21 protein-coding genes are annotated in these 24,896 nt (G+C 71.0%); 6 read left to right on the top strand and 15 right to left on the bottom strand.

Annotation, left to right across the window (positions count from 1 at the left end; genetic code table 11):
• Positions 1 to 121: 121 nt before the first annotated feature.
• The 9 genes from IG99_RS16825 to IG99_RS16785 all read right to left on the bottom strand — a co-directional run bounded on the left by IG99_RS16825 (position 122) and on the right by IG99_RS16785 (position 10,074).
• Complete coding sequence (locus IG99_RS16825) at positions 122 to 934, bottom strand: HAD family hydrolase (protein ID WP_037674782.1); 813 nt, start codon at positions 932 to 934, stop codon at positions 122 to 124.
• Positions 931 to 2,208, bottom strand: coding sequence for a serine--tRNA ligase (gene serS, locus IG99_RS16820; RefSeq protein WP_037674780.1), 1,278 nt, complete (start codon positions 2,206 to 2,208; stop codon positions 931 to 933). The genes IG99_RS16825 and serS overlap by 4 nt, the downstream gene beginning before the upstream one ends.
• A gap of 527 nt (positions 2,209 to 2,735) precedes the next feature.
• A complete protein-coding gene (pheA, locus tag IG99_RS16815) occupies positions 2,736 to 3,668 on the bottom strand; it encodes a prephenate dehydratase (protein WP_037674778.1) in 933 nt (310 codons plus the stop codon).
• A gap of 90 nt (positions 3,669 to 3,758) precedes the next feature.
• Entirely contained in the window at positions 3,759 to 5,042 is a 1,284-nt protein-coding gene (gene efeB, locus IG99_RS16810) for an iron uptake transporter deferrochelatase/peroxidase subunit (protein WP_037674777.1), read from the bottom strand.
• An 8-nt stretch (positions 5,043 to 5,050) separates the two neighbouring features.
• Positions 5,051 to 7,048 carry a copper resistance CopC/CopD family protein gene (locus IG99_RS16805; protein WP_037674775.1) on the bottom strand — a complete coding sequence of 666 codons (1,998 nt, stop codon included), beginning with the start codon at positions 7,046 to 7,048 and terminating at the stop codon, positions 5,051 to 5,053.
• Between the two features lie 13 nt (positions 7,049 to 7,061).
• Complete coding sequence (locus tag IG99_RS16800) at positions 7,062 to 7,529, bottom strand: copper chaperone PCu(A)C (RefSeq protein WP_234311869.1); 468 nt, start codon at positions 7,527 to 7,529, stop codon at positions 7,062 to 7,064.
• Positions 7,526 to 8,188, bottom strand: a complete 663-nt coding sequence (locus tag IG99_RS16795; protein ID WP_037675165.1) for an SCO family protein — start codon at positions 8,186 to 8,188, stop codon at positions 7,526 to 7,528. Before IG99_RS16795 ends, IG99_RS16800 begins: the two co-directional genes overlap by 4 nt.
• A gap of 101 nt (positions 8,189 to 8,289) precedes the next feature.
• The gene (locus tag IG99_RS16790; protein WP_037674773.1) at positions 8,290 to 9,024 is read right to left on the bottom strand and encodes a YcnI family copper-binding membrane protein; all 735 of its coding nucleotides are present in this window, start codon (positions 9,022 to 9,024) and stop codon (positions 8,290 to 8,292) included.
• A gap of 174 nt (positions 9,025 to 9,198) precedes the next feature.
• Positions 9,199 to 10,074: a hypothetical protein gene (locus tag IG99_RS16785; RefSeq protein ID WP_037674772.1), complete on the bottom strand. Its 876-nt coding sequence runs from the start codon at positions 10,072 to 10,074 to the stop codon at positions 9,199 to 9,201.
• A 252-nt stretch (positions 10,075 to 10,326) separates the two neighbouring features.
• Here IG99_RS16785 and IG99_RS16780 point away from each other — a divergent pair, with 252 nt between their 5' ends.
• From IG99_RS16780 to IG99_RS16770, 3 genes are all read left to right on the top strand, one after another.
• A complete protein-coding gene (locus tag IG99_RS16780; RefSeq protein WP_037674770.1) occupies positions 10,327 to 10,776 on the top strand; it encodes an ATP-binding protein in 450 nt (149 codons plus the stop codon).
• Between the two features lie 74 nt (positions 10,777 to 10,850).
• A complete protein-coding gene (locus IG99_RS16775) occupies positions 10,851 to 11,807 on the top strand; it encodes an intradiol ring-cleavage dioxygenase (protein ID WP_051865476.1) in 957 nt (318 codons plus the stop codon).
• A 64-nt stretch (positions 11,808 to 11,871) separates the two neighbouring features.
• Positions 11,872 to 12,699 carry a triphosphoribosyl-dephospho-CoA synthase gene (locus IG99_RS16770; RefSeq protein WP_037675160.1) on the top strand — a complete coding sequence of 276 codons (828 nt, stop codon included), beginning with the start codon at positions 11,872 to 11,874 and terminating at the stop codon, positions 12,697 to 12,699.
• Positions 12,700 to 12,736: 37 nt separating this feature from the next.
• Here the strand turns inward: IG99_RS16770 and IG99_RS16765 are convergent, their stop codons facing one another.
• Both IG99_RS16765 and IG99_RS16760 read right to left on the bottom strand, forming a co-directional pair.
• Positions 12,737 to 14,209: an aminopeptidase P family protein gene (locus tag IG99_RS16765; protein WP_037674768.1), complete on the bottom strand. Its 1,473-nt coding sequence runs from the start codon at positions 14,207 to 14,209 to the stop codon at positions 12,737 to 12,739.
• A gap of 88 nt (positions 14,210 to 14,297) precedes the next feature.
• Positions 14,298 to 15,803, bottom strand: coding sequence for a PP2C family protein-serine/threonine phosphatase (locus IG99_RS16760; protein ID WP_078947752.1), 1,506 nt, complete (start codon positions 15,801 to 15,803; stop codon positions 14,298 to 14,300).
• A gap of 504 nt (positions 15,804 to 16,307) precedes the next feature.
• Here IG99_RS16760 and IG99_RS16755 point away from each other — a divergent pair.
• Positions 16,308 to 16,973: a bifunctional DNA primase/polymerase gene (locus IG99_RS16755; RefSeq protein ID WP_037674765.1), complete on the top strand. Its 666-nt coding sequence runs from the start codon at positions 16,308 to 16,310 to the stop codon at positions 16,971 to 16,973.
• A 55-nt stretch (positions 16,974 to 17,028) separates the two neighbouring features.
• Positions 17,029 to 17,799 (top strand): hypothetical protein, encoded by a 771-nt coding sequence (locus IG99_RS52010; protein WP_037674763.1) that lies wholly within the window; start codon positions 17,029 to 17,031, stop codon positions 17,797 to 17,799.
• 277 nt (positions 17,800 to 18,076) lie between these two features.
• On the opposite strand, the gene IG99_RS16745 is transcribed toward IG99_RS52010, so the two are convergent.
• The 3 genes from IG99_RS16745 to IG99_RS16735 all read right to left on the bottom strand — a co-directional run bounded on the left by IG99_RS16745 (position 18,077) and on the right by IG99_RS16735 (position 21,205).
• Complete coding sequence (locus IG99_RS16745) at positions 18,077 to 19,045, bottom strand: DUF5926 family protein (RefSeq protein WP_037674762.1); 969 nt, start codon at positions 19,043 to 19,045, stop codon at positions 18,077 to 18,079.
• Positions 19,046 to 19,532: 487 nt separating this feature from the next.
• Positions 19,533 to 20,171, bottom strand: a complete 639-nt coding sequence (locus IG99_RS16740; RefSeq protein ID WP_037674761.1) for an ATP-binding protein — start codon at positions 20,169 to 20,171, stop codon at positions 19,533 to 19,535.
• A 197-nt stretch (positions 20,172 to 20,368) separates the two neighbouring features.
• Positions 20,369 to 21,205: a glycerophosphodiester phosphodiesterase gene (locus tag IG99_RS16735; protein ID WP_037674760.1), complete on the bottom strand. Its 837-nt coding sequence runs from the start codon at positions 21,203 to 21,205 to the stop codon at positions 20,369 to 20,371.
• A 321-nt stretch (positions 21,206 to 21,526) separates the two neighbouring features.
• Here IG99_RS16735 and IG99_RS16730 point away from each other — a divergent pair, with 321 nt between their 5' ends.
• The gene (locus IG99_RS16730; protein WP_037674758.1) at positions 21,527 to 23,104 is read left to right on the top strand and encodes a S1C family serine protease; all 1,578 of its coding nucleotides are present in this window, start codon (positions 21,527 to 21,529) and stop codon (positions 23,102 to 23,104) included.
• Between the two features lie 113 nt (positions 23,105 to 23,217).
• Here IG99_RS16730 and IG99_RS16725 read toward each other — a convergent pair whose 3' ends face one another.
• Complete coding sequence (locus IG99_RS16725) at positions 23,218 to 24,804, bottom strand: MFS transporter (protein ID WP_078947751.1); 1,587 nt, start codon at positions 24,802 to 24,804, stop codon at positions 23,218 to 23,220.
• Positions 24,805 to 24,896 lie beyond the last annotated feature (92 nt).

The following is a 24,896-nucleotide window of genomic DNA, read 5'->3' as shown; positions in this document are numbered from 1 at the left end:
GTCGTCGGTTGCCGACTCCCCCACGCTCGGCTTCGCTCGCGCGGGGGCATCCCCACGACCCAGCTCACCTGGGTCGATGAGTCACCGCTGCCTTCCTGCGACCCGACCCGCAGGACAGCCCCTAGCCCAGCAACCGCTCCAGCACCACGGCGATCCCGTCCGCCTCGTTCGACAGGGTTTCCTCGTCCGCCACGGCCTTCAGCTCCCCGTGGGCGTTGGCCATCGCCACGCCCCGAGCGGCCCACGCGAACATCGGGATGTCGTTGGGCATGTCACCGAAGGCGATCGTGTCGTCCGCCTTCAGGCCGAGGCGGCGAGCGGCCAGGGAGAGGCCCGTGGCCTTGGACAGCCCGAGGGGCAGCAGCTCGACGATGCCCTCGCCGGCCATGGCGACGGTGACGAAGCCGCCCGCGGCCCGGCGGGCGGCTTCCGCCAGCTCGTCGTCCGACAGCTCCGGGTGCTGTATGTAGATCTTGTTCAGTGGAGCGGCCCACAGGTCGGACACGTCGGTGAACGGCGTCGCCGGGAGCGCGCCGGTGACCGCGTAGCCGGGGCCGACCAGCACCGCGCCGTCGAGGCCGTCGCGGCTCGCCGCGAGGTACAGCGGGCCGACCTCCGCCTCGATCTTGGCCAGCGCCACCCCCGCCAGCTGGCGGTCGAGTGTCACCGAGGTGAGCAGGCGGTGCTCGCCGGCGTGGTAGACCTGCGCGCCCTGTGCGCAGACCGCGAGGCCGTCGTAGCCGAGGTCGTCGAGGATGTGCCGGGTCCAGGGGGTGGCGCGGCCGGTGACGACGATGTGGGCCGCGCCCGCCGCGGTGGCCGCGGCGAGCGCCTCACGGGTGCGCCGCGAGACCGACTCGTCGGAACGCAGCAGCGTCCCGTCGAGGTCGGTCGCGATGAGCTTGTACGGGAAACCCGAGGCGTCCTGGCTCACTTGGCCACCGGCTCCAGGACCTCCCGGCCGCCGAGGTAGGGACGCAGCACCTCGGGCACACGTACGGAACCGTCGGACTGCTGGTGGTTCTCCAGGATCGCCACGATCGTGCGCGGTACGGCGCAGAGCGTGCCGTTGAGCGTCGCCAGCGGCTTGACCTGCTTGCCGTCACGGACGCGGATCGACAGCCGACGGGACTGGAACTCGGTGCAGTCCGACGTCGACGTCAGCTCGCGGTACTTGCCCTGCGTGGGGATCCACGCCTCGCAGTCGAACTTGCGGGAGGCCGAGGCGCCGAGGTCACCGCTGGCCACGTCGATGACGCGGTAGGGCAGCTCCAGCGAGTTCAGCCACTGCTTCTCCCAGGCCAGCAGGCGCTGGTGCTCGGCCTGCGAGTCCTCGGGGGCGACGTACGAGAACATCTCGACCTTGTCGAACTGGTGGACGCGGAAAATGCCTCGCGTGTCCTTGCCGTGCGAGCCGGCCTCGCGGCGGAAGCAGGGCGAGAAGCCCGCGTACCGCAGGGGGAGGCGGTCGCCGTCGATGATCTCGTCCATGTGGTACGCCGCCAGCGGGACCTCGGACGTGCCGACCAGGTAGAGGTCGTCCTTGTCGAGATGGTAGACGTCCTGGGCCGCCTGGCCGAGGAAGCCGGTGCCGGCCATCGACTGGGGGCGCACCAGCGCCGGGGTGAGCATCGGCGTGAAGCCGGCCGCCGTGGCCTGCGCGATCGCCGCGTTCACGAGCGCCAGCTCCAGCAGGGCACCCACTCCGGTCAGGAAGTAGAACCGCGAGCCGGAGACCTTGGCGCCGCGCTCGACGTCGATGGCACCGAGGATTGAACCGAGCTCCAGGTGGTCCTTGGGCTCGAAGCCCTCCGCGCCGAAGTCACGGATCGTGCCGTGCGTCTCCAGCGTGACGAAGTCCTCCTCGCCGCCGACGGGCACCTCGGGGTGGACGAGGTTGCCCAGCTGGACCAGGAGCCGCTGGGTCTCGGCGTCCGCGGCGTCACGCTCGGAGTCGGCAGCCTTGACGTCGGCCTTGAGCTGCTCCGCACGCTTGAGCAGCTCGGCCTTCTCGTCGGCGGAGGCCTTGGGGATGAGCTTGCCGAGCGACTTCTGCTCGGCACGCAGCTCGTCGAAGCGGACGCCGGACGACCTGCGCCGCTCGTCGGCAGACAGGAGGGAGTCGACGAGCGCGACGTCCTCTCCACGGGCGCGCTGGGACGCGCGCACACGGTCGGGGTCCTCACGGAGCAGGCGAAGGTCAATCACGTGGTCAAGGCTACCGGTGAGAGCCGGCGCGCTACGACTCACTATTGCCGAACACGAGCTGCGGCCCGTTATGGGTTAATTGCCCTCTGTGTCCCCGCCTGTCAATAAAAGGTGTCTCATTCCCTGGAACGGGTCAGTGCGTCGGCGGGGCGTTGACTCGATTTCCTTGTGGGGAGCGGGACTTGGGCGGTTGTCGTCCACAGGAATCCACAGCCCGGGAAAGTTATCCACAGGGTGTGCGAAAGATCTGTGGATACGGAAAGTGATCATTCCGAATCGGACATGACGGACGAAGAATTCCCGATCCAAACCACCTCGGGCCCCACTTTCGGGTGGAAATAGGTCGCCCTAAAGGCTTGATCGCAGGAAACGGGTGGACGAGGGGGAGGTGGGTGACTGTGGACGGGCCAGTAGTCCGTAGGGCGATTTGTCGACTGAATCACGCTTCGTTGTCGACTTGTCCCCAGGTCGAGAAGCTGGCCTGTGGATAACTCCTGTGGATAACGAAAATCGGCAGGTAGGACCGGTCAGAACCGGCCGTCCTGGCACCGCGCCACCCAGTCCGCAGCGGTCACGAACTCGCTGTCCGACGTTCCGAGACGGGGTGCGCTCACACCGTCCGGGCCCACGTCCGCACGCGGGTACGAACCGAGGTAGCGCACTTCCAGGCAGATCCGCTTCAGCCCCATCAGCGCCTCCGCGACGCGACGGTCCGAGATGTGGCCCTCCGCGTCGACGCAGAAGCAGTAGTTGCCGATACCCGCGCCCGTCGGCCGGGATTGGAGCAGCATGAGGTTGATGCCACGCGTGGCGAACTCGCCCAGCAGGTCGCGCAGCCCACCCGGGTGGTCGTCGCGCTGCCACAGTACGACCGACGTCTTGTCCGCGCCGGTCGGCGCCGCGGGCCGGGCGGGCCGCCCCACGAGCACGAACCGCGTCTGCGCGTTCTCGGCGTCGTGGATCTCCGTCTCCAGGGCCTGAAGCCCGTACCGGGCGGCCGCGAACTCGCCGGCGAACGCGGCGTCGTAGCGGCCCTCCTGGACCAGGCGCGCGCCGTCGGCGTTGGAGGCGGCGGACTCCCAGAGGACGTCCGGGAGGTTCGCCTTGAGCCAGTTGCGGACCTGCGGCTGGGCAGCCGGGTGCGCGGTGACCGTCTTGATGTCCGACAGCTTCGTGCCCGGTCTGACCAGCAGCGCGAAGGTGATGGACAGCAGCACCTCGCGGTAGATCATCAGCGGCGCGCCCGCGACCAGCTCGTCGAGCGTGGTCGTGATGCCGCCCTCGACGGAATTCTCGATCGGCACGAACGCGGCCTCGGCCTCACCGGCTCGCACCGCGTCGAGGGCGGACTGCACGGACACGTACGGGATCAGCTCCCGGGTCGCCGCTTCCGGAAGCGTGCGCAGGGCGACTTCGGTGAAAGTGCCCTCGGGACCGAGATACGCATAGCTCGCTGGCATGCCCTCACCCTAATGGGCCCGCGGAAACACGCCCCCCGCGTTTCACACAGGTGGACGCTCCGGGCCGGCACCCACCGGCCGACGGACGCCTCAGCCCTCCAGCAGCCGCTGCCCCACGTACTCGCCCTCCGCCGCCCCGCCCGGCACCGCGAACAGCCCGCTCGACTCGTGCCGGATGAACTTGGACAGGGCGTCCCCGCGGTCGAGCTTGCGCTGCACGGTGACGAAGCCGCGCAGCGGATCCGCCTGCCAGCAGACGAACAGCAGGCCCGCGTCGGGCACGCCGTCCGCGTCGAAGCCGTCGTGGTAGGAGAAGGGGCGCCGCAACATCGCCGCGCCGCCGTTCTGGTCGGGCCGGGTGATTCGCGCGTGCGCGTTGATGGGGACGACCAGATCGCCCTTGGCGTCGGTCTTCTCGAGGTCCATCTCGGTCGTCTCGGTGCCCCCGGACAGCGGCGCCCCGTCGACCTTGCGGCGCCCGATGACCTGCTCCTGCGCCGTCACCGACAGCTTCTCCCAGTCGTCGAGGAGCATGCGGATCCGGCGTACGACGGCGTAGGAGCCGCCCGCCATCCAGGACGGGTCGGCCGAACCCGACGCCGGTACGAAGATCCGTTTGTCGAAGTCGGTGTCGGTCGGCTTGGGATTGCGCGTGCCGTCCATCTGGCCCATCAGGTTGCGGGCCGTCATGGGGTGGGAGGTGGCGCCCGGCGACCGGTTGAAGCCGTTCATCTGCCAGCGGACCCGGGCCGCGCCGCCCGCGTCCTTCTGAATCGCGCGCAGCGCGTGGAAGGCGACCAGGGCGTCGTTCGCGCCGATCTGCACCCACAGGTCACCGTTGCTGCGGGCCTTGTCGAGGTGGTCGGAGGAGAAGTCAGGCAGCGGGTCGAGGGAGACCGGGCGCTGCTTCTCCAGGCCGGTACGGGCGAAGAAGCTGTAGCCGAAGCCGAAGGTGACCGTCAGGGCGGACGGACCGGCGTCCCGGGCCACGTCCGTGTCGTCGTGGGCCGCAGACTCCCCCGCCATCAGCCGCCGCGCCGTGTCCGACCAGCGGCGCAGCAGCGCGGCCGCCTCCTTGCGGCCCGCGCCCGCGGCGAGGTCGAAGGCCACCAGGTGGCCCCGGGCCTGGAGGCCCTGGGTGATGCCGGGCTGATGTTTCCCGTGAAACATCACCCGGTCGGCACCGACCGAGGTGAGCGGTGTCGTCGCCGCGGAAGGGGCGGCGGCGTACCCGACGGCCCCGCCGGCGGCGCCGAGCACGAGCCCAGTGGCACCGGCGGTGCTCAGCAGTTTCCGCCGGGAGAGGCCCTCCGCGGCAGACCCCTCCACAGGGGTCTCAGGGGTACGGGCCTCCGGAATGGACTGGTCAGCCATGGTGCGGTTCAGCCGATCTGCGCGTTCTTCGAGACGGTCGTCTGGTCGATGTCGGAGGTCCGTACGGTCACGGCGACCTTCCATTCGCCGGCCATGGGAATCTGCACTCCGTTCGCAGCCCAGTGGCCGGTGGTGATGTGGTCGGGGGTGACGGGCAACGGCCCGATCTTCTTGGCTTCGAGTGTGAAGGCGACCTTCACCTCGGGGACGTCGAAGGCCCGGCCGTTGGGCCGTTGGACGTAGACGTGCATCTCGTTGCCGCCGACCCGGGCGGGGTCGAGGTCGATGCTGACGACGCCCTTGCCGTCCGTGCCGCCCGTGTCGAACGACATGTCCAGGGTGAGGGCACCCGCGGTGGACCCGTCCGACGACGAGGACGACGAGGACGAGGACGAGGTGGCCTTGGCGGCCGCCTCCTCCGTACGACCCGGCTCGGTGGACGTCAGCACGGTGGTGACCGCCAGCAGGACAACGGCGACGCCGGCCTCGGCCAGCACGGAGCGGCGCAGGCCGAAGCGGTGCGGGTCGGCGTCCCGGAGCTTCTTCTGTCGCGCGGTGTCGACGGCGGCGCGCTGCCGGGCGAGCTGGGCGGCACGGACGGAGTCCTCGACGGCTTCAGAGTCCTCGGCGGATGCGGAGTCCTCGGCGGACGAGGAAGGGTCGTCCGACTCGGAGCCGGCGGCCGGCGTCGCGTGCCTCGGCTCGGAGTCTCCCGAGGGCGTGGCGACGTCTGCCTTCTCCACAACCTCCGCCTCGACCGCCGTGGAGGCTTCCGCACCCTCCGACAACCGGCCCGTCCACCGGCGCGAGATCCACGCGATGCCGACGAGCAGCACCACGAGCCCGATCTTCACGCACAGCAGTTGTCCGTATCGTGTCCCGGTGAGGGCCGACCAGGAGCCGACCTGGCGCCACGACTGGTACGTCCCGGTCGCGACCAGTGCGAGGACGCTGCCGAAGGCGACACGGGAGAACCGGCGTACGGCCCCGGCCGGCAGCGGGGTGTCGGCGGGCGCCCGGTACAGCGCGACGAGCAGGGCGGCCAGTCCCCCGAGCCAGGCGGCGACGGCCAGCAGATGGACCACGTCGACCGGCATGGCGATGCCCGCCTGGAGTCCGACGGAGGCGTGCTCGGCCATCGCCCAGCTCGCCGCGAGCCCGGCGGCGACGACGGTCCCGCCGATGGCGAGCCCGAACGTCAGGTCCCTCTTCTCCTCGTCCTCGCGTTTGTCATACGCCCCGAAGAGCACCGCGATGAACAGCGCGGCCGCGGCGAGCAGCAGCAGCCGGGAGACCAGCGCGGCGCCCGTCTTGGTCTGGAGCACCTGTCCGAGCAGGTCGAGGTCGACGATGTCGCCGACCTTGCCGGAACCGGTGTAGGAGCCGCGCAGGAGCAGCAGCATCAGCGTGGCCGCGGTGAGCGTGACCCAGCCGCCGACGACGAGCCGCTGCAGGGCCCGTACCCCGCTGCCGCGCTGCCAGCAGCCGAGCACGAAGGCGGCCCCGCCGACCAGCACGATGAAACCGGCGTACGACAGGTACCGCCCGAACCCGTACAGCCAGCCGACGACCCCGCCGCCCGCCTCCCGCGGTGAGACCGACACGGTGGTCTGTGAGGGCGCGCCGACGGAGAAGGTGTAGGCGCCGGAGACCGGATGGCTGTCCTCGGACACCACCTGGTAGGTCACCGTGTACGTGCCGTCGGGCAGCCCCGAGTGCAGCTGCACGGCGTACGTCGTGCCGCTCACGTTGGACGGTTTGCCGGTGTCGACGCGCTTGCCCTTGGGGTCGAGGACGCGCAGCGAGGCGTCGTTCGTCGCGACCTTCTCGGAGAAGGTCAGCGACACCTGGGTGGGTGCCTTGTCGACCACCACCCCCTGCGCCGGGTCGCTGCCGGTGAGCGCGGCGTGCGCGGAGGCCGGCCCGGCGCCTGCGAGCAGCGCGCCGGTGACGGCCAGGAACAGCAGCACCAGCATCCGGACGCGGGGGGCGATGGTCTGCGGCATGGTGGTCCCTCCCTCAGTGTCCGGTCTCGGGGTTGTACGTGGGCGACTTCACCGGCATCTCGACCGTGATCGGCCCGGAGTCGGCGAAGTGCAGCTCGACGGTCACCTTCTCGCCCTGCATCGGCCTGTGCTTCAGCTTGTCGAACATCAGGTGGTTGCCGCCGCTCTTGAAGACGAGCCGGCCGTGCGCGGGGACGGCGAGGGAGGTGACCTCCCGCATCGACGACCCCACGGTTTCGTGCACGGTCACGCTGCCGGCGGCGTCACTGGTGACGGAGGTCAACTCGTCCTTCGTACCGCCGTCGTTGGCTATGGTCAGGAAGCCCGCGGCCATGGAGTCCGAGACCGGCTGCGGCATGTAGGCGGCGCTGACGGAGAGGTCCGCCTTCGCATCGCCGGAACCGGAGCCGGAGCCGCAGCCCGCGAGGATCAGGGCCGCGGTGGGCACCGCCAGGTACCTCACGGGCTTCACGGAGTTCACGGGTTCTCACCCTTGATGATCTTGGGCAGGTCCTTCGTGTACTCATCGACGGTGGCCTCCTCGTCGTACAGGAGGTAGCCGCCGTCGTTCTTCGGCGAGAAGGCGACGACCTGGGTGCCGTGCGTCGAGACCGTCTTGCCGTTCTTGTCCTTGTGCGGTGGCTCGATGGAGATGCCGAGCGTGCGGGCGCCGGCCTGGATGGTGGCGAAGTCGCCGGTCAGGCCGACCACCCGCGGGTCGATGCCCTTGAGCCACTTGCCGAGCGCGGCCGGGGTGTCCCGCTCGGGGTCGGTGGTGATGAACACGACGCGCAGCTCGTCCTGCTCGGCCTTGGGCAGCTGCTTCTTGGCGACGGCGATGTTGCTCATCGTCAGCGGGCAGACGTCGGGGCAGTTGGTGTAGCCGAAGTAGATCAGCGTCGGCTTGCCCGCGGTCTCCTTGCGGAGGTCGTACTTCTTGCCCTGGGTGTCGGTGAGGACCAGGTCCGGCTTCTTGAAGGGCTGGTCGAGCACGGTCACGGCGCCCTGCGAGCTCTCCTCGGAGACGGCGGCGACAGGGCTCTTGCCGCTGTCGTCGCTGCCGCAGGCGGAGAGGGTGAGGGCGGCCGCGGCGAGCAGGGAGGCCGCGGCGAAGGCCTTCTTGTGCGTCTTGTACGTCATCTTCGTCTTGTGCGTTCGGTGCGTTTTGTGCGTCTTGTGCATGGAGAGTGGTCCCAGGTGTATGAGCTCGGGCGACATCAGGCGGAGGTGCGGCGCCGACGTCAGGCGGAGGTACGCCGGCGGCCGGCCACCACGCCGTACGCCGTGCCCAGCACGCCGACGACGATCCCCACGATGCCCAGGACGCGGGCGGTGGTGTCGCTGCTGTCGCCGGAGTCGGCGGCCTCGGCGGCGGCCGGGGCCTCCTTGGACTCCTCGGCGGCGTCCTCGGCGGCTCCCGAGCCGTGGTGGCCGTCCTCGGAGGCGGCGGCCAGCGCGAGCACCGGCGCCGGGTTCTCCGGCTCCTCCGCACCGTCCTCGGGCACCTCGATCCAGCGCACGACCTCCTTGTTGTCGTAAGTCTGGATCGCCTTGAAGACCAGCTCGTCGGTGTCCTCGGGCAGTGCGCCGATGGAGAGCGGGAACTTCTGGAAGTAGCCGGGCTCGATGCCCTTGCCGGTCGCGGTCCACGTCACCTTGGTGACGGCCTCGGAGATCTTCTTGCCGTGCGACTCGATCGGCTTGGCCAGCTTGGACCTGGTGACCACGACCTTCCAGCCGTCGACCGGCTGCGGCATCACCGAGGCCAGCGGGTGGTCCGTCGGGAGGGTGACCTCGAGCTTGGTGGTCGAGGCGTCGTCCCGCTCGTTGGGGACCTTGAAGTCGACGACCGCGTAACCGCCCTTCGCCGCCGTGCCCTCCGGCTGCACGCTGACGTGCGCGAACGCGGGGGCGGACAGGACGAGGACGGCCGAGCCGGTGAGGGCACCGACGGTGGCGATACGAGAGACCTTCATGGAAAGGAGCACTCCGCTTCGAGTGTGGACCGGTGTTGTCCGGTGGTTTCTGACGAGGAAGAGGGGTACGCGCGGCTGTCGGTCACAGTCCGGCGCGCACGTGTGCGTGCCGCACGACGGCGGCCGGCCCCTTCTCGTCGACTCCCGTGGGAGCGAAGCGGTGGTCGCGTCGTGTCAGGCAGCGAGGGAGAGAGCGGCGCGGGGAGGGCCGCGCCTGATGACGGTGTGCTGGATCGCGTCGGTCGGCGGGGCCGACGGTGTGCCGAGCAGGGCGGTGCGCGGTACGCGCGGTCCCGCCTCCGGGGCGGCTGGAAGCCCCGCGAGCAGGGCGCGCACCAGCGCGAGCGCCCCGCGCAGCGACCGTACGAGCGCCCCTTCCGCGACACCCTTGGCAACGTCCTGCGCGGAGAGGTCGAGCAGCCGCAGCAGGGCCATGTCGCCGCGTCGCAACAGCCAGCCGACGGCGAGGGCCGCGAGGAGGTGGGCGAGCAGCATCGGCAGGGACGGCAGCAGCGACTCCGACGAGCCGGCGGTGGCCAGGGCGTCCGCCGGGTGGTGCGCGGCGCTCATGTCCATGCTGTCGTAGATCCGCGCGTCCACGAGGATCTTGTGCGCCCGCGCGGGGCTGATCGCCGCCGCGGTGGTCCCGCACACGAGCCGCGCGGCCCGCGCGACCATCTCGGCGTCGGACATCGAGGACATCGCCGGCATCGACGAGGTGGAGGTGGACGCGGCGGACGCGGAGGACGCGGACATCGCCGCGGTGCCGACGGCGTGCTGTCCGAGCCCGAACAGCGTGTGCAGCACCGTCTGCCCGGCCGCGAGCAGCGCCGCGATTCCCGCCAGCGAGCGCTCCCGCCCGGCGAACGGCGCCACGACCACGAGGACCCCCAGGAACCCCGCGCCCAGCGTCCACAGCGGGACGGTGGCGCAGGAGGCGAGCGTGTGCCCGGCCGCGGCCAGCACGACGCAGACCGCGGCGAACATCGCGGCCCGCAGCAGCCGGAGATCGCCTCCGGAGTGCGCTGCGCGCTGGTGGGGGACAGTCATGGCGGGCTCATCATCGCACCAGCGCCGTCTCCGCCGTACGGCAGGCCCGCAACATTCCTCACGGTCCGCAAGATTCCGCGAGGCCCGGAAGATCACTCCGTGGGGCAGTGCTGCAGGTGAGCGCCTACATACACCGATTCAGCCACTCGGTACATCCCCCATATGGGCGGCATCACTACAAATTCACGCTTACACACGCGGAGTGGTGGCAATACGTATCGGTATGTCGAGCCGCAGCCAGGAGGCTGGAGCATGAGCATCTGGTGGTCACTCCATCTGCGGCGTGAAGCTGCGAGTGTGCCGCTCGCCCGGCGCCTGCTGCTCGGCACGATGGAGACCGCGGGCGTCGACCCCGACATCTCCTACGACCTCTCCGTCGCCCTCAGCGAGGCCTGCGCGAACGCCGTCGAGCACGGCGGTAACACCGCGCCCGAAGGCTGCTCGGAGGCGTACCGCGTCACCGCCTACCTCGACGGCGAGAAGTGTCGTATCGAAGTCGCCGACTCCGGCCCGGGTTTCCTCGGTGACGACAGGCCCGTGCGCCCCGTGCACGACGAGGCCGAGAACGGCCGGGGCCTCTACCTCATCCGCGAACTCGCCGATCACGTCCAGATCGGCAACAAGCCGGGACTCGGCGGCGCGGTGGTGATCTTCGACAAGATCCTCAAGTGGAAGAAGGACGCCCCGCTGATGGCCGTGTGAGGGTCTGCGTCTCACAGGTCACCCACAGCGTCCGCCCATGCCCCTGACGGCCGGCGTTCCTAGATTTCATGCCCATGACGGGAAACCACAGGGACACCTCCATCACTCGGCGCCGAGCCCTCACGGTCACGGGCGGCACGGTCGCGGCGGGCGGACTCGCCGTCGCCGGCTACCAGTCGGCCTTCGCCGACACCGCCACCGAATCCACGGCGAGCACCTCGGCCTCGGCGAGCGCGACCTCGACCAGCGGCAGCTGCATGACGCTGATGTCGAGCGTCACCGAAGGGCCGTACTACCTCGACGGTGCCTTGGTGCGCAAGGACATCACCGAGGGCAAGAGCGGCGTACCGCTGACGCTGCGCCTCACGGTCGTCGACGCCACCGACGGCTGCACCCCGGTCTCCGGCGCGGCCGTGGAGATCTGGCACTGCGACGCCTGGGGCTACTACTCCGGCTACACCACCGCCAACCCCGGCGGCTCCGCGCCCGCCGAGAGCGAGGACGGCTCCACCGCGAACGACAGCACCTACTTGCGCGGGTACCAGATCGCCAACGCCAACGGGGTCGTCAAGTTCGAGACGATCATCCCCGGCTGGTACAACCCGCGCACCTGCCACATCCACCTCAAGGTCCACACCGGCGGCCAGAAGGAGGACGGCACCTACGAGGGCGGCAAGGTCAACTACACCGGACAGCTGTTCTTCGACGACGACATCGTCGAGGCGATCTTCGCGCTGGAGCCGTACGCGAAGCACAGCGGCAGCTACACCGAACTCGCCGACGACATGGTCTACGACGGCGGCGGCGCCTCCAGCGGCCTGCTCACCCTCGAACTCGTCCACAAGAAGGACCCCTCCAAGGGCTACAAGGGCCATCTCACCCTCGGCGTCGACCCCGACGCCGAGAACACGGGCGCGGGCGGCGGCGGTGGCGGCGGCACACCCCCGAGCGGCGCCCCGAGCGGCGCCCCCACGGGAGCGCCCCCGAGCGACGCGCCGACCGACGCCCCGTCGGCCTCACCGTCGTCCTGAGGGGGTACGGCGATGAAGTGCAGAGCATGGCCATGAGAGGGGTACGGCGATGAGGGAGACGGCGATGACCAGCCGTGCGGACCAGGCCCTGGCCCAGGCCGCCGTGGCCGCCCTGACCGGACAGCTGGCCCTGGTTCCCAAACCGGGACTGCCCGATCCTCGCGACCTCACCGCCCGCGTCACCCGCCGGGACCACCGCGCCCTGCGCTGGTCGGCCAAGGCGCTCGCGCCCGGGCTCACGGCGATGGCGGCGGCCGCCCGTCGCACCGGTGAGCCCACGCCCCGCCTCCGCGCGGAGCTCGGTGCGATCGGCCGGTGCGCCGAGCACTCGGTGGGCCTGGCCGGCGGCGGTCACCGGGGCGCCCTGTGGGCGCTGGGCCTGCTGGTCGCGGCGGCCGCCCTCGAACCCGGCGCCCGGGGCCGCGATGTCGCCGCGACCGCCAAGCGCATCGCCGCCCACCCCGACCGGGCCGCGCCGCGCCGCCCGTCCCGGGGCTCGACGGTGTCGGCGAAGTACGGCGCCGCCGGCGCCCGCGGCGAGGCCCGCGCCGGATTCCCGCACGTACGTCGAGCGCTGGACGCGCTGGCGACGTCCCGCGCGGTCGGCGCGACCGAACCCCAGGCCCGCCTGGACGCCCTCCTCACCGTGATGTCCACCCTCCAGGACACCGAACTCCTCCACACCGCGGGCCCGATGGCCCTACGGCACGTCCAGGCAGGCGCCCGCGAGGTCCTGGAAGCAGGCGGCACGGCAACGGAGGAGGGCACGGCTGCCCTGGCCGCCCTGGACACGGACCTCACCGAGAGGGGCTGGAGCCCGAGGGGCAGCGCAGGCCTACTGGCGGGAGCACTGTTCCTGGACTCACTGCCGGTGATGATCAAAGAGGCGTGAGTACCGCGCCCCTTTCAGGGGCGCGGGGCTGTGACATTCAGACCTGGCCACCCCGCAGCGAAGCCATCCACGCCTCGACCTCATCGGAACGCCGAGGCAGCCCAGCCGAAAGGTTCCGGTTTCCTTCCCCCGTCACCAGAATGTCGTCCTCGATCCGCACCCCGATCCCCCGGTACTCCTCCGGCACGGTCAGATCATCGGCCTGGAAGTACAACCCCGGCTCCACGGTCAGCACCATCCCGGGCTCCAACGTCCCGTCGACATACGCCTCCACCCGCGCCGCCGCACAGTCGTGCACGTCCATCCCGAGCATGTGCCCCGTCCCGTGCAGCGTCCACCTCCGCTGAAGCCCGAGCTCCAGCACCCGCTCCACCGGCCCCTCGACCAGCCCCCACTGCACGAGCCGTTCGGCCAGCACCCGCTGTGCCGCGTCGTGGAAGTCACGGAACTTCCCGCCCGGCCGCACCGCCGCGATACCGGCCTCCTGGGCGTCGTACACGGCGTCGTAGATCTGCCGCTGGATCTCGCTGAAGCGGCCGCCCACGGGCAGCGTGCGGGTGACGTCGGCGGTGTAGTACGTGTGCGTCTCGACGCCCGCGTCCAGCAGCAACAGGTCACCGGAGCGCACGGGCCCGTCGTTGCGCACCCAGTGCAGCGTGCAGGCGTGCGGTCCGGCGGCGGCGATCGTGCCGTAGCCGACATCGTTGCCCTCCACGCGCGCCCGGAGGAAGAACGTCCCTTCGATGTAGCGCTCGGAGGTCGCCTCGGCCCTGTCGAGGACCTTCACCACGTCCTCGAAGCCCCGCACGGTCGAGTCGACGGCCTTCTGCAGTTCGCCGATCTCGAACTCGTCCTTGACCAGGCGCGCCTCGGACAGGAAGACCCGCAGCTCCTCGTCCCGCTCGGCGGTGACCTTGTCGGTCAGGGCGGCCTCGATGCCGGCGTCATGACCGCGCACGACCCGCACCGGCCCGGTCGCCTCGCGCAGCTGGTCCGCCAGCTCGCGCACGTCGGAGGCGGGGATGCCGTGCAGCGTCTCGGCCTCGGTGAGCGAGTGCCGGCGGCCGACCCACAGCTCGCCCTGCCCGGAGAGCCAGAACTCGCCGTCCTCGCGGTTGGAGCGCGGCAGGAGGTAGATCGTCGCGGAGTGGCCGTCGGAGGTCGGCTCCAGCACGAGGACACCGTCCTCGGTCTGGTTGCCTGTCAGGTACGCGTATTCCACGGACGCACGGAAGGGGTAGTCCGTGTCGTTGGAGCGGACCTTCAGGTTGCCCGCGGGGATCACCAGGCGCTCGCCCGGGAAGCGCGCGGAGAGCGCGGCACGGCGGGCGGCGGTCTCGGCGGCTTGGGCGATCGGCTCCAGGTCGCGCAGCTCGGTGTCGGCCCAGCCGGACTTCATGTTCTCGGCGAGCTCGTCGGACACGCCCGGGTACAGGCCGTTCTTCCGCTGCTTGATCGGCTCTTCGCTCTCGTCCGGGGTCTCCGTAGTGAGCTCGTCGGCCACGGTCATCCTCCTCGATACGGCACTGGACCATCCCCATCGTACGGTCGTACGGAAGGGGACCGAGGGCGGAATGACCTGGTACGCCCGCGTCCGGCTACTCGAAGCGCGCAGCCAGCAGGACGACGTCCTCCGCGCCGTCCGTGGCGTCGAGACCGTCCGGAAGCACCGTCCGCAGGACGTGGTCGGCGACGGCGTCGGGGTCGCGGCGCAGCGCCTTGGGCAGGCCGGCGGCCGCCGCGTGCAGCCGGGCGAAGGCGCGGTCGACGGTGTCGCCGGTACGGTGCAGCAGCCCGTCGGTGTACAGCAGAACCGTCTCTCCAGCTTCCGCCTCGAACTCCACGCTGGGCGCCTCCCAGCAGGCGAGCATGCCCAGGGGCGCCGACACGGAGGTCTCCACGAACTCCGTACGACGCTCGCCGATCACCAGCGGGGGACTGTGCCCGGCGCCGGCGAGGGTGACCTTGCGCAGGGTCGGCTCGCAGTACGCGAACAGGGCGGTGGCGGAGCGCGCGGGCTCGGTGAGCCGCAGCAGCAGCTCCAGGTCGGACAGGACGGCGACCGGGTCCTCGCCCTCCATTACGGCGTACGCCCGCAGGGAGGCCCGCAGGCGCCCCATCGCGGCTACGGCGCTCGGTCCCGACCCGGTGACCGATCCGACCGCGAGGCCGAGCGCGGCGTCCGGCAGAGGCAGGGCGTCGTACCAGTCGCCGCCCCCGCGCGGGCCGGTGCGGTGCCGGGCGGCGAGCTGGACCCCGGCCACCCGGGGCAGCCGGGAGGGCAACAGTTCCTCGGACATGGTCGCCAGGCACGCGCGCGTGCGTTCGACCTCCACGAGCCGGGCGAGGTGCTGAGCCGCGTAGCGGGAGTACAGGCCGGCGAGATGGCGGCGGCGCTCGTCCGGCTCGGCGGGTTCGTCGTAGAGCCACACGGCGGCACCGAGGCGGCCGGTGGACTCGGTGGACAGGGGCAGCGTGTAGCTCGCGGCGTAACCGAGGCGCGCGGCGACCTCGCGGTGCCGGGGATCGAGACCGGCCTCGCCGAACAGGTCGGGCTGCGTGATTCCGTCCTCGCCGCAGGGCAGCCCTTCGAGGATCCGGCCGTACGACATGGCGCTGCGCGGCACGGTCTCGATGTGGCCGAGATCGGCTCTGCCCAGGCCCAGGCCGATGGTGCTGTCCGGCCCCAGGCCGTCGGCCGGTTCCAGTGCGACGAGACCTCGCCGGGCGCCGACGAGGGCGGCACCGGCGCGCAGCAGTTCCTGGAGGGCCTCGGCCAGTCGGTCCGTACGGGCCAGGCGTTCGGTGAGTTCGTGCAGGGTGGTGAGGTCGGAGACCCAGCCGGCGAGCCGGTCCTGGAGGAGGGCTCCGGCGCCGGGAGAGACCGGCGGTGCGGGCGGGGCTGTGGGCGCGGGCGCGACAGTGTGTGCGGGCGGGGGAACCGTTGAATCGATTCCGGCCACTTTCGGAGCATGGGGGGCGGTCATGGCGTCCGGCTTTCTGACCGGCGCGTATTGCTCAAAAGCATCGCAAACCCCCATGTGATTCCGCGCCGCTAGCAGTGTCTCCACATGTACACGCACTCGTGAGGGGATGTCCAGCATTGTCCTGCTGGGATTCCTGGTGTCCATGAGGTTCGAGTTGCTTTCCAAAGGGGACCCGTGAACCCCTTGCGGAAAGGCAAAGTTGGCTTAAAACTGACTCGGGTAACGGGTGATTGCGGTCGACTGGCCTTGCTCCACGGAGCGTCACAGCGGTCGTGTTGGGTACGTACTCGGTAAGGACCAGGGGTCGTCGGGAGCCACCCGGAACCCGGTGACCGACCCGGGCGTCTTAGCCACCGACGACCGTGCCCCATCCTCCCTCGGCGGAGGCGGAGAGAAATACGCGGTTCGGCAAAACGCCATACTTCGCCACCCCGCGCCACGCCCATGCTTTTGATGAACGCGGTATGGACGCGGACGTAGCCAGTGCTCGACCCATAGGGGTTCCCCTTGTCGCGGACAGGGGTGTGATGCGCCAACAGGTACGTCCAGTGAAGTGATCGACACATGGTGTGATGTGGCCCTCGGTGTTGCCAGCGGTGCAACGGAAAGGAACGAGCGCTCATGCGCGAGATCCTCGGAAAGCGACGCAGGCTCCTGTCCCAGCGCAGCGACGGGAGGCCTGAGTTGATCAGCGCGGCCCTGACCTTCGCGGCGGAATGGCAGTGGCCCGTACTCCCGGGCGTGGCGCCGGACCCGCAGGGCCGGGCCCGCTGCGGATGTCCCGACCCCGAGTGCACGGTGCCCGGTGCCCACCCCTTCGACCCCGGCCTCCTCGCGGCCACCACCGACGCGCGCATGGTGCGCTGGTGGTGGACCAACCGGCCTACCGCGCCGATCGTCATGGCCACCGGCGGCAGCGCGCCGTGCGCGGTCAGCCTGCCGGCCCTCGCGGCCTCCCGCGCCCTGACCGCCCTCGACCGTGAGGGCATGCGCCTGGGCCCGGTGATCGCGTCGCCGACGCGCTGGGCGCTGCTGGTACGGCCGTACTCCATGGAGCAGTTGGGCGAACTGCTCTACGCCAAGGATTTCGTGCCCGGCTCCCTCCGCTTCCACGGCGAGGGCGGCTACCTCGCGCTGCCGCCCTCCGAGACCGGCCAGGGCGAGATCCGCTGGGAGCGCGCGCCGCTGCCCGGCTCCGCCTCCCCCTGGGTGCCCGACGTCGAGGCCGTGGTGGACGCCGTGGTCGACGCCCTCACTCGTACGGGTGTGAGCGCACCCGAGTTGTAAGGGTGTCGGGCGCGCGCGGAGGGGGCGCCCGGTTTCGCTCGTTATCTTCCGCTGTATGAACCTTCGTCTGCTCGCCCTCGGGGGCGTCGCGGTGTGCGTCGTGGCGCTGCCGCTGGCCGTGGCGTCGGCTGGACCCGTGGGCGACGAAGGCTTCGTGGCCGACCGCGAGCAAGCGGCGGCCGCGGACGCTGCCGCCGGGAAGGCCGCGCGGAGTGCCGAGGTAAGTGCCGAGAACGGCGCCGAGGGCACTGCCGAGCGCTCCGGCGCGGATGACGGCCGGGACGACGCCCAGGGCAACGCCCGGGACAACGCCAGGGACACCGACGACGGCACCGCCGCAGATCCCGCTGACAGCACCGCCGACCACTCGCACCGGCGCGACGAGGACGCGGACGCCAAGGCGTCCCACGCCGGGCGCGGGCCCCGCCCCGGTCCCGTCCGCTCCCCGTTGCTGCTCGGGCTGGGTCTGGCCACCGCCGCCCGCTGCGGCCCCGAACTCACCTCTCCCGACGGCATCGAGGCGCAGACCTGCGTGCTGACCCAGGGCGAGGACACCTGGGCACGCACCTACTTCCGCAACGCGACCGGCGGTGCCCTCGACACCGTACTGAGCCTCATGGGGCCCGACGAGCGCACCGTGCAGACGCATTGCCTCGTGGGCGCCGAGGACGAGCCCGCAACGTGCGAGACGCCCCGGGAGCGCTCGCGCGGGCAGCTGGACGCCTACACGGCCGTAGCGGAGTTCGCGAAGGCGTCCGCGCGCGAGGGGGAAGGGTCGTTGCTGCTGCGGTCGGGGAACAACTCCGAGGCGCATACGGGCAGTTGACGTGCGGCGGCGCTCGGTGAACGGAGCCGCGCATGAAAAGACCCGGTTGCTGGCGACGGGGGATGCACCAGCAACCGGGCTACTCGAACGGTAACAAGAGATCCGCTCCACGCAAATTCGATCTCTTGTTTCCGTCGCCTATTCGGACACCGCCGTGCCGCCCGCACCTGTGTCGACTCCGCTGGTGCGAGGGGGAGTTGTGAGGGGTGTCACCGATTCCGGAGACGCGGTTCGTGCTGACCGACCGATCAGCACGAACGTGTCGCGGTGTCGGGCCTCAGCTGAGCGTGACCTGACGGTTGGTCAGGCCGCCGCGGGCGCGCCGTTCCTCGGTGGTGAGCGGTGCGTCCGAGGTCAGAGCGGTGGCGAGCCGCTCGGCGAACTCCGCGGCCGGCTTCTCGATGTCGTCCGCGCCGACCCCGCTCGGCAGGTCCCAGACCGGCACGGTGAGGCCGTGCGCACGGAAGGAGCCCACGAGCCGGGTGCCCTCGCCGAGGCTGGAGCGGCCCGCCGCGTGCAGCCGCGCGAGAGCGTCCAGAAGCTGCTCCTCGGAGTGCGGCATGACCCAGCGCAGGTGGTTCTTCTCCGGGGTCTCACACCAGTACGCGGAGTCCACACCGGTCAGCTTCACGGTCGGGATGGCCGCGGCGTTGGCCCGCTCCAGGGAGGCGGTCACCTCCGGTGTGGCGTTCTCCGAGTCCGGGACCCAGAACTCGAAGCCGCTGTGAACAACTGGCTCGAAGGCGCCTTCGGGGTCGAGCAGATCCTGAAGCCGCGGGCTCTCGGCGGGGGCGCGGCGGCCCTGCACCGGGGTGCCCGGCTCGGCGGTCAGCGCGCGCCGGAGGGTGTCGGCGAGGTCGCGGCTGATGTCGCCGGAGGACGTGTCGTTCTGCAGGCCGATCAGGACCGAGCCGTCGTCGCGACGCAGGGCGGGCCAGGCCATCGGCAGGACCGTGGCGAGGGTGACCGAGGGGACGCCCTCGGGCAGGCCGTCCTTGAGGGTCAGCTCGACGGTCGCGGCCGGCACCAGCTCGCGCAGTGCCACCCAGTCGCACTCGCCGGGCAGTCCCTCGAACGGGCGGTGCACCAGCTCGGTCGCCGCGTGAGCGGCCGCGCGGCCGTGGCAGGCCTTGTAGCGGCGGCCGCTGCCGCAGGGGCAGGGTTCGCGAGCGCCGACGACCGGGATCTCCGCCGCATCGCTGAGCTGCGGCCGCTTGGCCTTCGTCTGGGGTCGCTTCTTGGCCATCGTCGCTGTCTCCCGGTTGCGGCTCTCGTCTGTACGGGCGCGAGCCTAGTCGCTCGTACCGGAAGCGACGGGGACCTGTGGACAACATGCTGAGTCGTCCGGAACGCGGGGGTGGGGCGGGGCGGGGGCGGTGCCCGGGGCGGGCGGGACAGCGGGGTGTCGTTCCGTTGCCGGTCACCGCGCGGGCCGAAGGGACAGCGGGGCGTCGTCCGCGCGGCAGATGGGACGGCCGGGTGTCGGTCCGCGGGGCGGGCGGGACGGCTGGGTGTCGGTCTGCGGGGCGGGCGGGACGGCTGGGTGTCGGTCTGCGGGGTCGGACCGGGCCGATGGGCGCGGGCCGGTCAGGGGGCGGGCCGGGTCGGTCGAGCTCGGGCCGCGTCAGGGCTCGGGCCGCGTCACGGTTCTGGCCGCGTCAGGGCTCGGGCCGGTCGATCGGTTGCGGTTCGGACAGGCGAGCTCGGGGCGGGTCGGTTTCCGGGCGGCCGGGTCAGTCCATGTCTTCGAACGCGTCGGCGAAGTGCAGTTCCGGCATCGCCGCCACCGACGGGGCCGCGACCCGCGCGGCGAAGTCGGCGCGTCGGCAGCCGGCGTCCGGATCATGCACGTCCTCGTGGACGACGACCCAGACCGTGACCTCACCGCGGGCGTCGTCCCGGACGCCCCAGTCGTCGGCCAGCGCCGTGATGATGTTCAGCCCGCGGCCACCGTGCGCGGTGACCGACGGGGTGGCCGGAGCAGGGCGAGTGGGCCCACCGCCGTCCGTCACCTCGACCACGAGACGTCCGCCCGGGTCCACGCGCCACGCGGCCAGGACGTCACCGTCCCCGGCCAGGGCTTCACCCAACGGCCGACCGTGTTTGCAGGCGTTGCTCAACAGTTCGGAAAGGATCAGTACGGCATCGTCGATGACCGACTCCGACACGCCTCCGCTGCGCAACTGGTCGCGCATCCGGTGCCTTGCCTTCCCCACGCCCGCAGGGCCATGGGGTACGGCCATGCTCGACGACGTGGGCACCTCCTGTGCCACCACCAACGCCACCCCCGAGACCTCCTTCGCCCCACGCCACGGTGTGGATGCCCCATTGGCCTGTACCGGAAACCGGCCAATCCACGTCCGGTGACGCATTCGCAACGATCGAATACGAACCGAACGCGCCGGAGCACTCCCTGTAGTCGTGTGGCTGGATTTCTTCCATGTGGCCGAGACCAGAGGGTGCTGGAGTGTCACCTGTCGGGTCAAGGGTTTGTTCACAGGTTTCCGAGGTTTTTGGGACATGTGGGACTGGAGTGACTTGCGCGGGGTCGCCCCGACGGGCCGACACCTCAGCGGTCGAGCTGGCTGAGCACCGCGCGGGGGCGGTTGGTGATCAGGGCGTCGACGCCCAGACCGGCGCAGAGCTCGACGTCCTCCGGCTCGTTCACCGTCCACACGTGCACCTGGTGACCGGCCCGCTTCCACCGCTCGACGTACGCGGGGTGGTTGCGTACGAGCCGGATCGAGGGGCCCGCGATCCGCACCCCCGCGGGCAGGCGGCCGTCGCGCAGCCTGGGTGAGACGAACTGCATCAGATAGACCGTCGGCAAGGTCGGCGAGGCGGCCCGCACCCGGTGCAGGGAGCGTGCCGAGAAGCTCATGACGCGCACCGGCGACTCGGCGGCGGACGCCGGCGTGTCCAGCCCGAACCTCTGCAGAAGCAGCAGCAACCGCTCCTCGACCTGCCCCGCCCAGCGCGTCGGGTGCTTCGTCTCGATGGCCAGTTCCACCCGCCGCCCCGCGTCCGCGACCAGTTCCAGCAGCCGCTCCAGAGTGAGTACGGAAGTGTCCTCGCGGTCCTCCGGCCGGAACTCCCAGTCGGGCTCCTCGTCGCGCGTGCGCCAGGCTTCGCGCGCCTCTCGCGTCTTCCAGGAGCCGAAGTCCAGCGCGGTGAGGTCGGCGAGCTCCAGGGCCGAGACGGCTCCGCGGCCGTTGGACGTACGGTTGACGCGCCGGTCGTGCACGCAGACGAGATGGCCGTCCGCGGTCAGCCGTACATCGCACTCGAGGGCGTCGGCGCCGTCCTCGATCGCCTTCCTGTACGCGGCCAGGGTGTGCTCGGGGGCCTCCTCCGAGGCTCCGCGGTGGGCGACGACTTGAATGTGTTGCTGCCGTGCGTGGGTCACCGCGTCATGGTGCCACCGCGTTGGGGTACGCGTCCGACCGGAGGCGTGCTGATGCGCCAGGGACGCGTCGTCGCGGAATCTGAGAACGGTATGAGAACCGTCGGGGAGTTTCGGGGATGCGGCCCATGTGCCCTACATGTCCTATATAAGGAGTGGCCTTGGACCCACAGCCACCGCTTATGGTGCTCTGACGGCCCGTGGGAAAAGCTGACCGCATACAAGAGCACATGCACAGCTGCAGCGCGCCGGGTCGACGACGAGCGTGAACGAGCGTGACCGAGTGCGACCGAGGACAACAGCCGTGGATCGAGGAGAAGAGCTGTGAGCACCGAGAACGAGGGCAACCCGGTACCCCCGGCCCCGTCCGCACCCCCCGTGCCGGTGGCATCTCCCGCGGCTTCCCCGCAGGCAGCCGCGTCCGAGGGGGGCGCACCGACGCCACCCCCGAGCGCCCCGGGCGGACCGGAGCCGGCTCACCCCGGCCACCCTCCGACGTACGCGGCCGCCCCGAACGGCGGACAGCCCGCCGGGGCCGGCCAGCAGCCCCATGGCCAGCAGCCCCATGGCCAGCAGCCCGCCGCGCCTGACGCGGGATGGCCGCCCCCGCCGCCGGCCACACCGTCGTACGCGCCGGGCGGAGCCGGTGCGGGGTACGACGGATCGTCCACGGGCACGGGATACGACGGGTCGGGCACGGGGTACGACGGCCTGGCCGCCGGCGGTGCCGGTGGGGCGGGCGGCGGCTGGGGCGCCTCGTACCAGCAGACCTCGCCCGCGCCGAAGAAGGGCCGCGGCGGACTGATCGCCGGCATCCTGGTGGCCGCGCTGGTCGCGGGCGGCCTGGGCGGCGGCCTCGGTTACACGCTGGCCAAGAACGAGGACGGCACCGGCTCCACCACCGTCTCCGCCTCCACCAGCGGCGGCTCCGTCAAGCGCGACGCGGGCACCGTGGCGGGCGTGGCGGCCAAGGCGCTGCCGAGCACCGTCACCATCCAGGCGGAGTCCAACAGCGGCGAGGGCGGCACCGGCACCGGGTTCGTCTTCGACGCCGAGGGGCACATCGTCACCAACAACCACGTGGTGGCCGAGGCGGTCGACGGCGGCAAGCTGTCCGCCACCTTCCCCAACGGCAAGAAGTACGACGCCGAGGTGGTCGGCCACGCGCAGGGCTACGACGTCGCGGTCATCAAGCTCAAGAACGCCCCCTCGGACCTGAAGCCGCTCACCCTGGGCAACTCCGACCAGGTGGCCGTCGGCGACTCCACGATCGCCATCGGCGCCCCCTTCGGTCTGTCCAACACGGTGACCACCGGCATCATCAGCGCCAAGGACCGCCCGGTGGCCTCCAGCGACGGCACCGGCAGCCAGGCGTCCTACATGAGCGCCCTCCAGACCGACGCGTCGATCAACCCGGGCAACTCCGGCGGCCCGCTCCTCGACGCGCAGGGGAACGTCATCGGCATCAACTCCGCCATCCAGTCGACCGGCAGCGGCGGCCTGGGCGGCACCGGGCAGTCCGGTTCGATCGGCCTGGGCTTCGCCATCCCGATCAACCAGGCCAAGTACGTCGCCCAGCAGCTGATCAAGACCGGCAAGCCCGTGTACGCCAAGATCGGCGCGTCCGTCTCCCTCGAGGACTCCTCGAACGGCGCGAAGATCAGCGAGCAGGGCACCGGCGGCGCCTCCGCGGTCGAGTCCGGCGGCCCCGCAGCCAAGGCGGGCCTCAAGCCCGGCGACGTGATCACCAAGCTCGACGACCACGTCATCGACAGCGGCCCCACCCTGATCGGCGAGATCTGGACCCACCAGCCCGGCGACAAGGTCACGATCACCTACGAGCGAGGCGGCAAGACCCACACGGCCGAGGTCACCCTGGCCTCCCGAGTCGGCGACAACTGACGCCACCAGCCTGAACCCTCCTGACAACCGAAAGGCCGGCACCCGCGAGGGGTGCCGGCCTTTCGGTTTGCCGGGCTTGGTACTGGGCCGGTGCGGGGTGGCTGCGCTCGAGGTCAGGCCGCCAGTTCCTGTCCCTGTTCCTGCCCTTGGCCTTGTTCCCGGCCTTGTTCCCGGCCCTGTTCCTGGCCCTGCTCCTGACCCACTTCCTGTTCCTGGGACTCCGGATTGCGGTCCCGCATGACGAGCGTCGCCAGGATCGCTGCGGCGAGGACTCCGATCGCGCTGACCGTGAAGGTCGTGGTCATCGAGGCGGTGAAGGCCTCGCGGGCGGCGCGGACCAGGCTCGTGTCCCGACCGGCCACCGTCAGGGCGCCGCCGATGGACTGGCGGGCGGCCTCGGGGGCGTCCGCGGGCATCTCGGCGGCGTAGCCGCTGCTCAGCAGGGAGCCGAGGATGGCGATGCCGAGGGCGGTGCCGGCCTGCTGGATGGTGTCGTTGAGGGCCGAGCCGACGCCCGCCTTGTCCGCCGGGATGGTGTCCATCAGCGCGCCCACCGCGGCCGGCATCGCGAGCCCGGCGCCGAGACCGAGCAGACCGAGGGAGATCGCCGGGACGGTGAAGCCGGAGCCGGCGTCGACCGTGGTCATCAGCGCGAAGCAGGCGACCATCACCAGCATCCCGGACAGGATCACGAACCGGTTGCCGATCTTCGCGGCCAGCTTCACTCCCATGCCGTTGCCGATCAGCGCGGCGACGGCGAGGGGCAGGAAGGCGAGGCCCGCCTTGACGGGGGAGTAGCCGAGGACGAACTGCAGGTACTGGGTGAGGACCAGCAGCAGGCCGCCGTTGCCGATCTGGACCAGGGCCAGCGAGAGCGAACCGCCGCTGAAGTTGCGGTGCTTGAAGAGGACCAGCGGGACCATCGGGGAGGAGGTGACGTTCTCCCAGATCACGAAGCCGGCCAGGGCGACGACGGCGACGGTCAGGCTGACGGCGGAGCGGCCGCCGAACGCGCCGTGCGTCGGGATCTCGATGATCCACCAGACCAGAGCGGTCATACCGACCGCGGAGAGCACCGCACCCAGCGGGTCGGCCTTCTGCCAGGGCGCCTTGGACTCCGGCATCAGGGCCACACCGGCGACGATGGCGAGCACCACGACCGGGACGTTGAGGAAGAAGATCGAGTGCCAGGAGAAGTGGTCGATCAGCACACCGCCCAGGACCGGGCTGCCGACCAGCCCCAGCATCGACACCGACCCCCAGGCCGCCATCGCCTTGCCGCGCTCGTCCTCGTCGAAGACGGTGATGAGGATCGAGAGCGTGGACGGCATGATCAGGGCCCCGCCCACACCCATCGCGGTCCGTACGGCGATCACTTCGGCCGGGTTGGTGCAGAGTGTCGCGGCCAGTGAGGCCGCCCCGAAGAGCACCAGGCCGATCAGCATCACCCGACGGCGCCCGAAGCGGTCGCCGAGGCTGCCCGAGGTGAGCAGGAGGCCCGCGAAGACCAGGATGTAGGAGTCGAGGATCCACTGGGTGTCCTGTGCACTCGCCCCGAGGTCCTCGGTCATCGAGGGCACCGCGACGGTGAGCGCCATGCTGTCGATGGTCAGGACGACCGTGCTGAGGCACAGCACGACGAGGATCCACCAGCGACGCGGACTGCGTCCGTCCTTGCTGCTTTCGATGCGGGCTTCCATCGGTTTCCCTGCTTCCTTCCGGCCGGCCTGCGAGCACGATCACGCATTGCGCACGGCGTTCCCCAGTCGCGAACACTGTTCCCTGCGTTGCG

The sequence above is a fragment of the Streptomyces griseus subsp. griseus genome, from assembly GCF_000720255.1.
Classification (GTDB): domain Bacteria; phylum Actinomycetota; class Actinomycetes; order Streptomycetales; family Streptomycetaceae; genus Streptomyces; species Streptomyces griseus_I.
This window is presented reverse-complemented; position numbering and strand designations above follow the sequence as displayed.

Coding starts and splice junctions, on each gene's coding strand:
- IG99_RS16780 (WP_037674770.1), top strand. CDS start 10,327: ATGAGCATCTGGTGGTCACTCCATCTGCGGCGTGAAGCTGCGAGTGTG.
- IG99_RS16795 (WP_037675165.1), bottom strand. CDS start 8,188: ATGACGTACAAGACGCACAAGAAGGCCTTCGCCGCGGCCTCCCTGCTC.
- IG99_RS16805 (WP_037674775.1), bottom strand. CDS start 7,048: ATGCCGCAGACCATCGCCCCCCGCGTCCGGATGCTGGTGCTGCTGTTC.
- IG99_RS16770 (WP_037675160.1), top strand. CDS start 11,872: ATGACCAGCCGTGCGGACCAGGCCCTGGCCCAGGCCGCCGTGGCCGCC.
- efeB (WP_037674777.1), bottom strand. CDS start 5,042: ATGGCTGACCAGTCCATTCCGGAGGCCCGTACCCCTGAGACCCCTGTG.
- IG99_RS16765 (WP_037674768.1), bottom strand. CDS start 14,209: ATGACCGTGGCCGACGAGCTCACTACGGAGACCCCGGACGAGAGCGAA.
- pheA (WP_037674778.1), bottom strand. CDS start 3,668: ATGCCAGCGAGCTATGCGTATCTCGGTCCCGAGGGCACTTTCACCGAA.
- IG99_RS16755 (WP_037674765.1), top strand. CDS start 16,308: ATGCGCGAGATCCTCGGAAAGCGACGCAGGCTCCTGTCCCAGCGCAGC.
- IG99_RS16790 (WP_037674773.1), bottom strand. CDS start 9,024: ATGAAGGTCTCTCGTATCGCCACCGTCGGTGCCCTCACCGGCTCGGCC.
- IG99_RS16760 (WP_078947752.1), bottom strand. CDS start 15,803: ATGCTGGACATCCCCTCACGAGTGCGTGTACATGTGGAGACACTGCTA.
- IG99_RS16775 (WP_051865476.1), top strand. CDS start 10,851: ATGACGGGAAACCACAGGGACACCTCCATCACTCGGCGCCGAGCCCTC.
- IG99_RS16740 (WP_037674761.1), bottom strand. CDS start 20,171: ATGCGTCACCGGACGTGGATTGGCCGGTTTCCGGTACAGGCCAATGGG.
- IG99_RS16725 (WP_078947751.1), bottom strand. CDS start 24,804: ATGGAAGCCCGCATCGAAAGCAGCAAGGACGGACGCAGTCCGCGTCGC.
- IG99_RS52010 (WP_037674763.1), top strand. CDS start 17,029: ATGAACCTTCGTCTGCTCGCCCTCGGGGGCGTCGCGGTGTGCGTCGTG.
- IG99_RS16745 (WP_037674762.1), bottom strand. CDS start 19,045: ATGGCCAAGAAGCGACCCCAGACGAAGGCCAAGCGGCCGCAGCTCAGC.
- IG99_RS16785 (WP_037674772.1), bottom strand. CDS start 10,074: ATGACTGTCCCCCACCAGCGCGCAGCGCACTCCGGAGGCGATCTCCGG.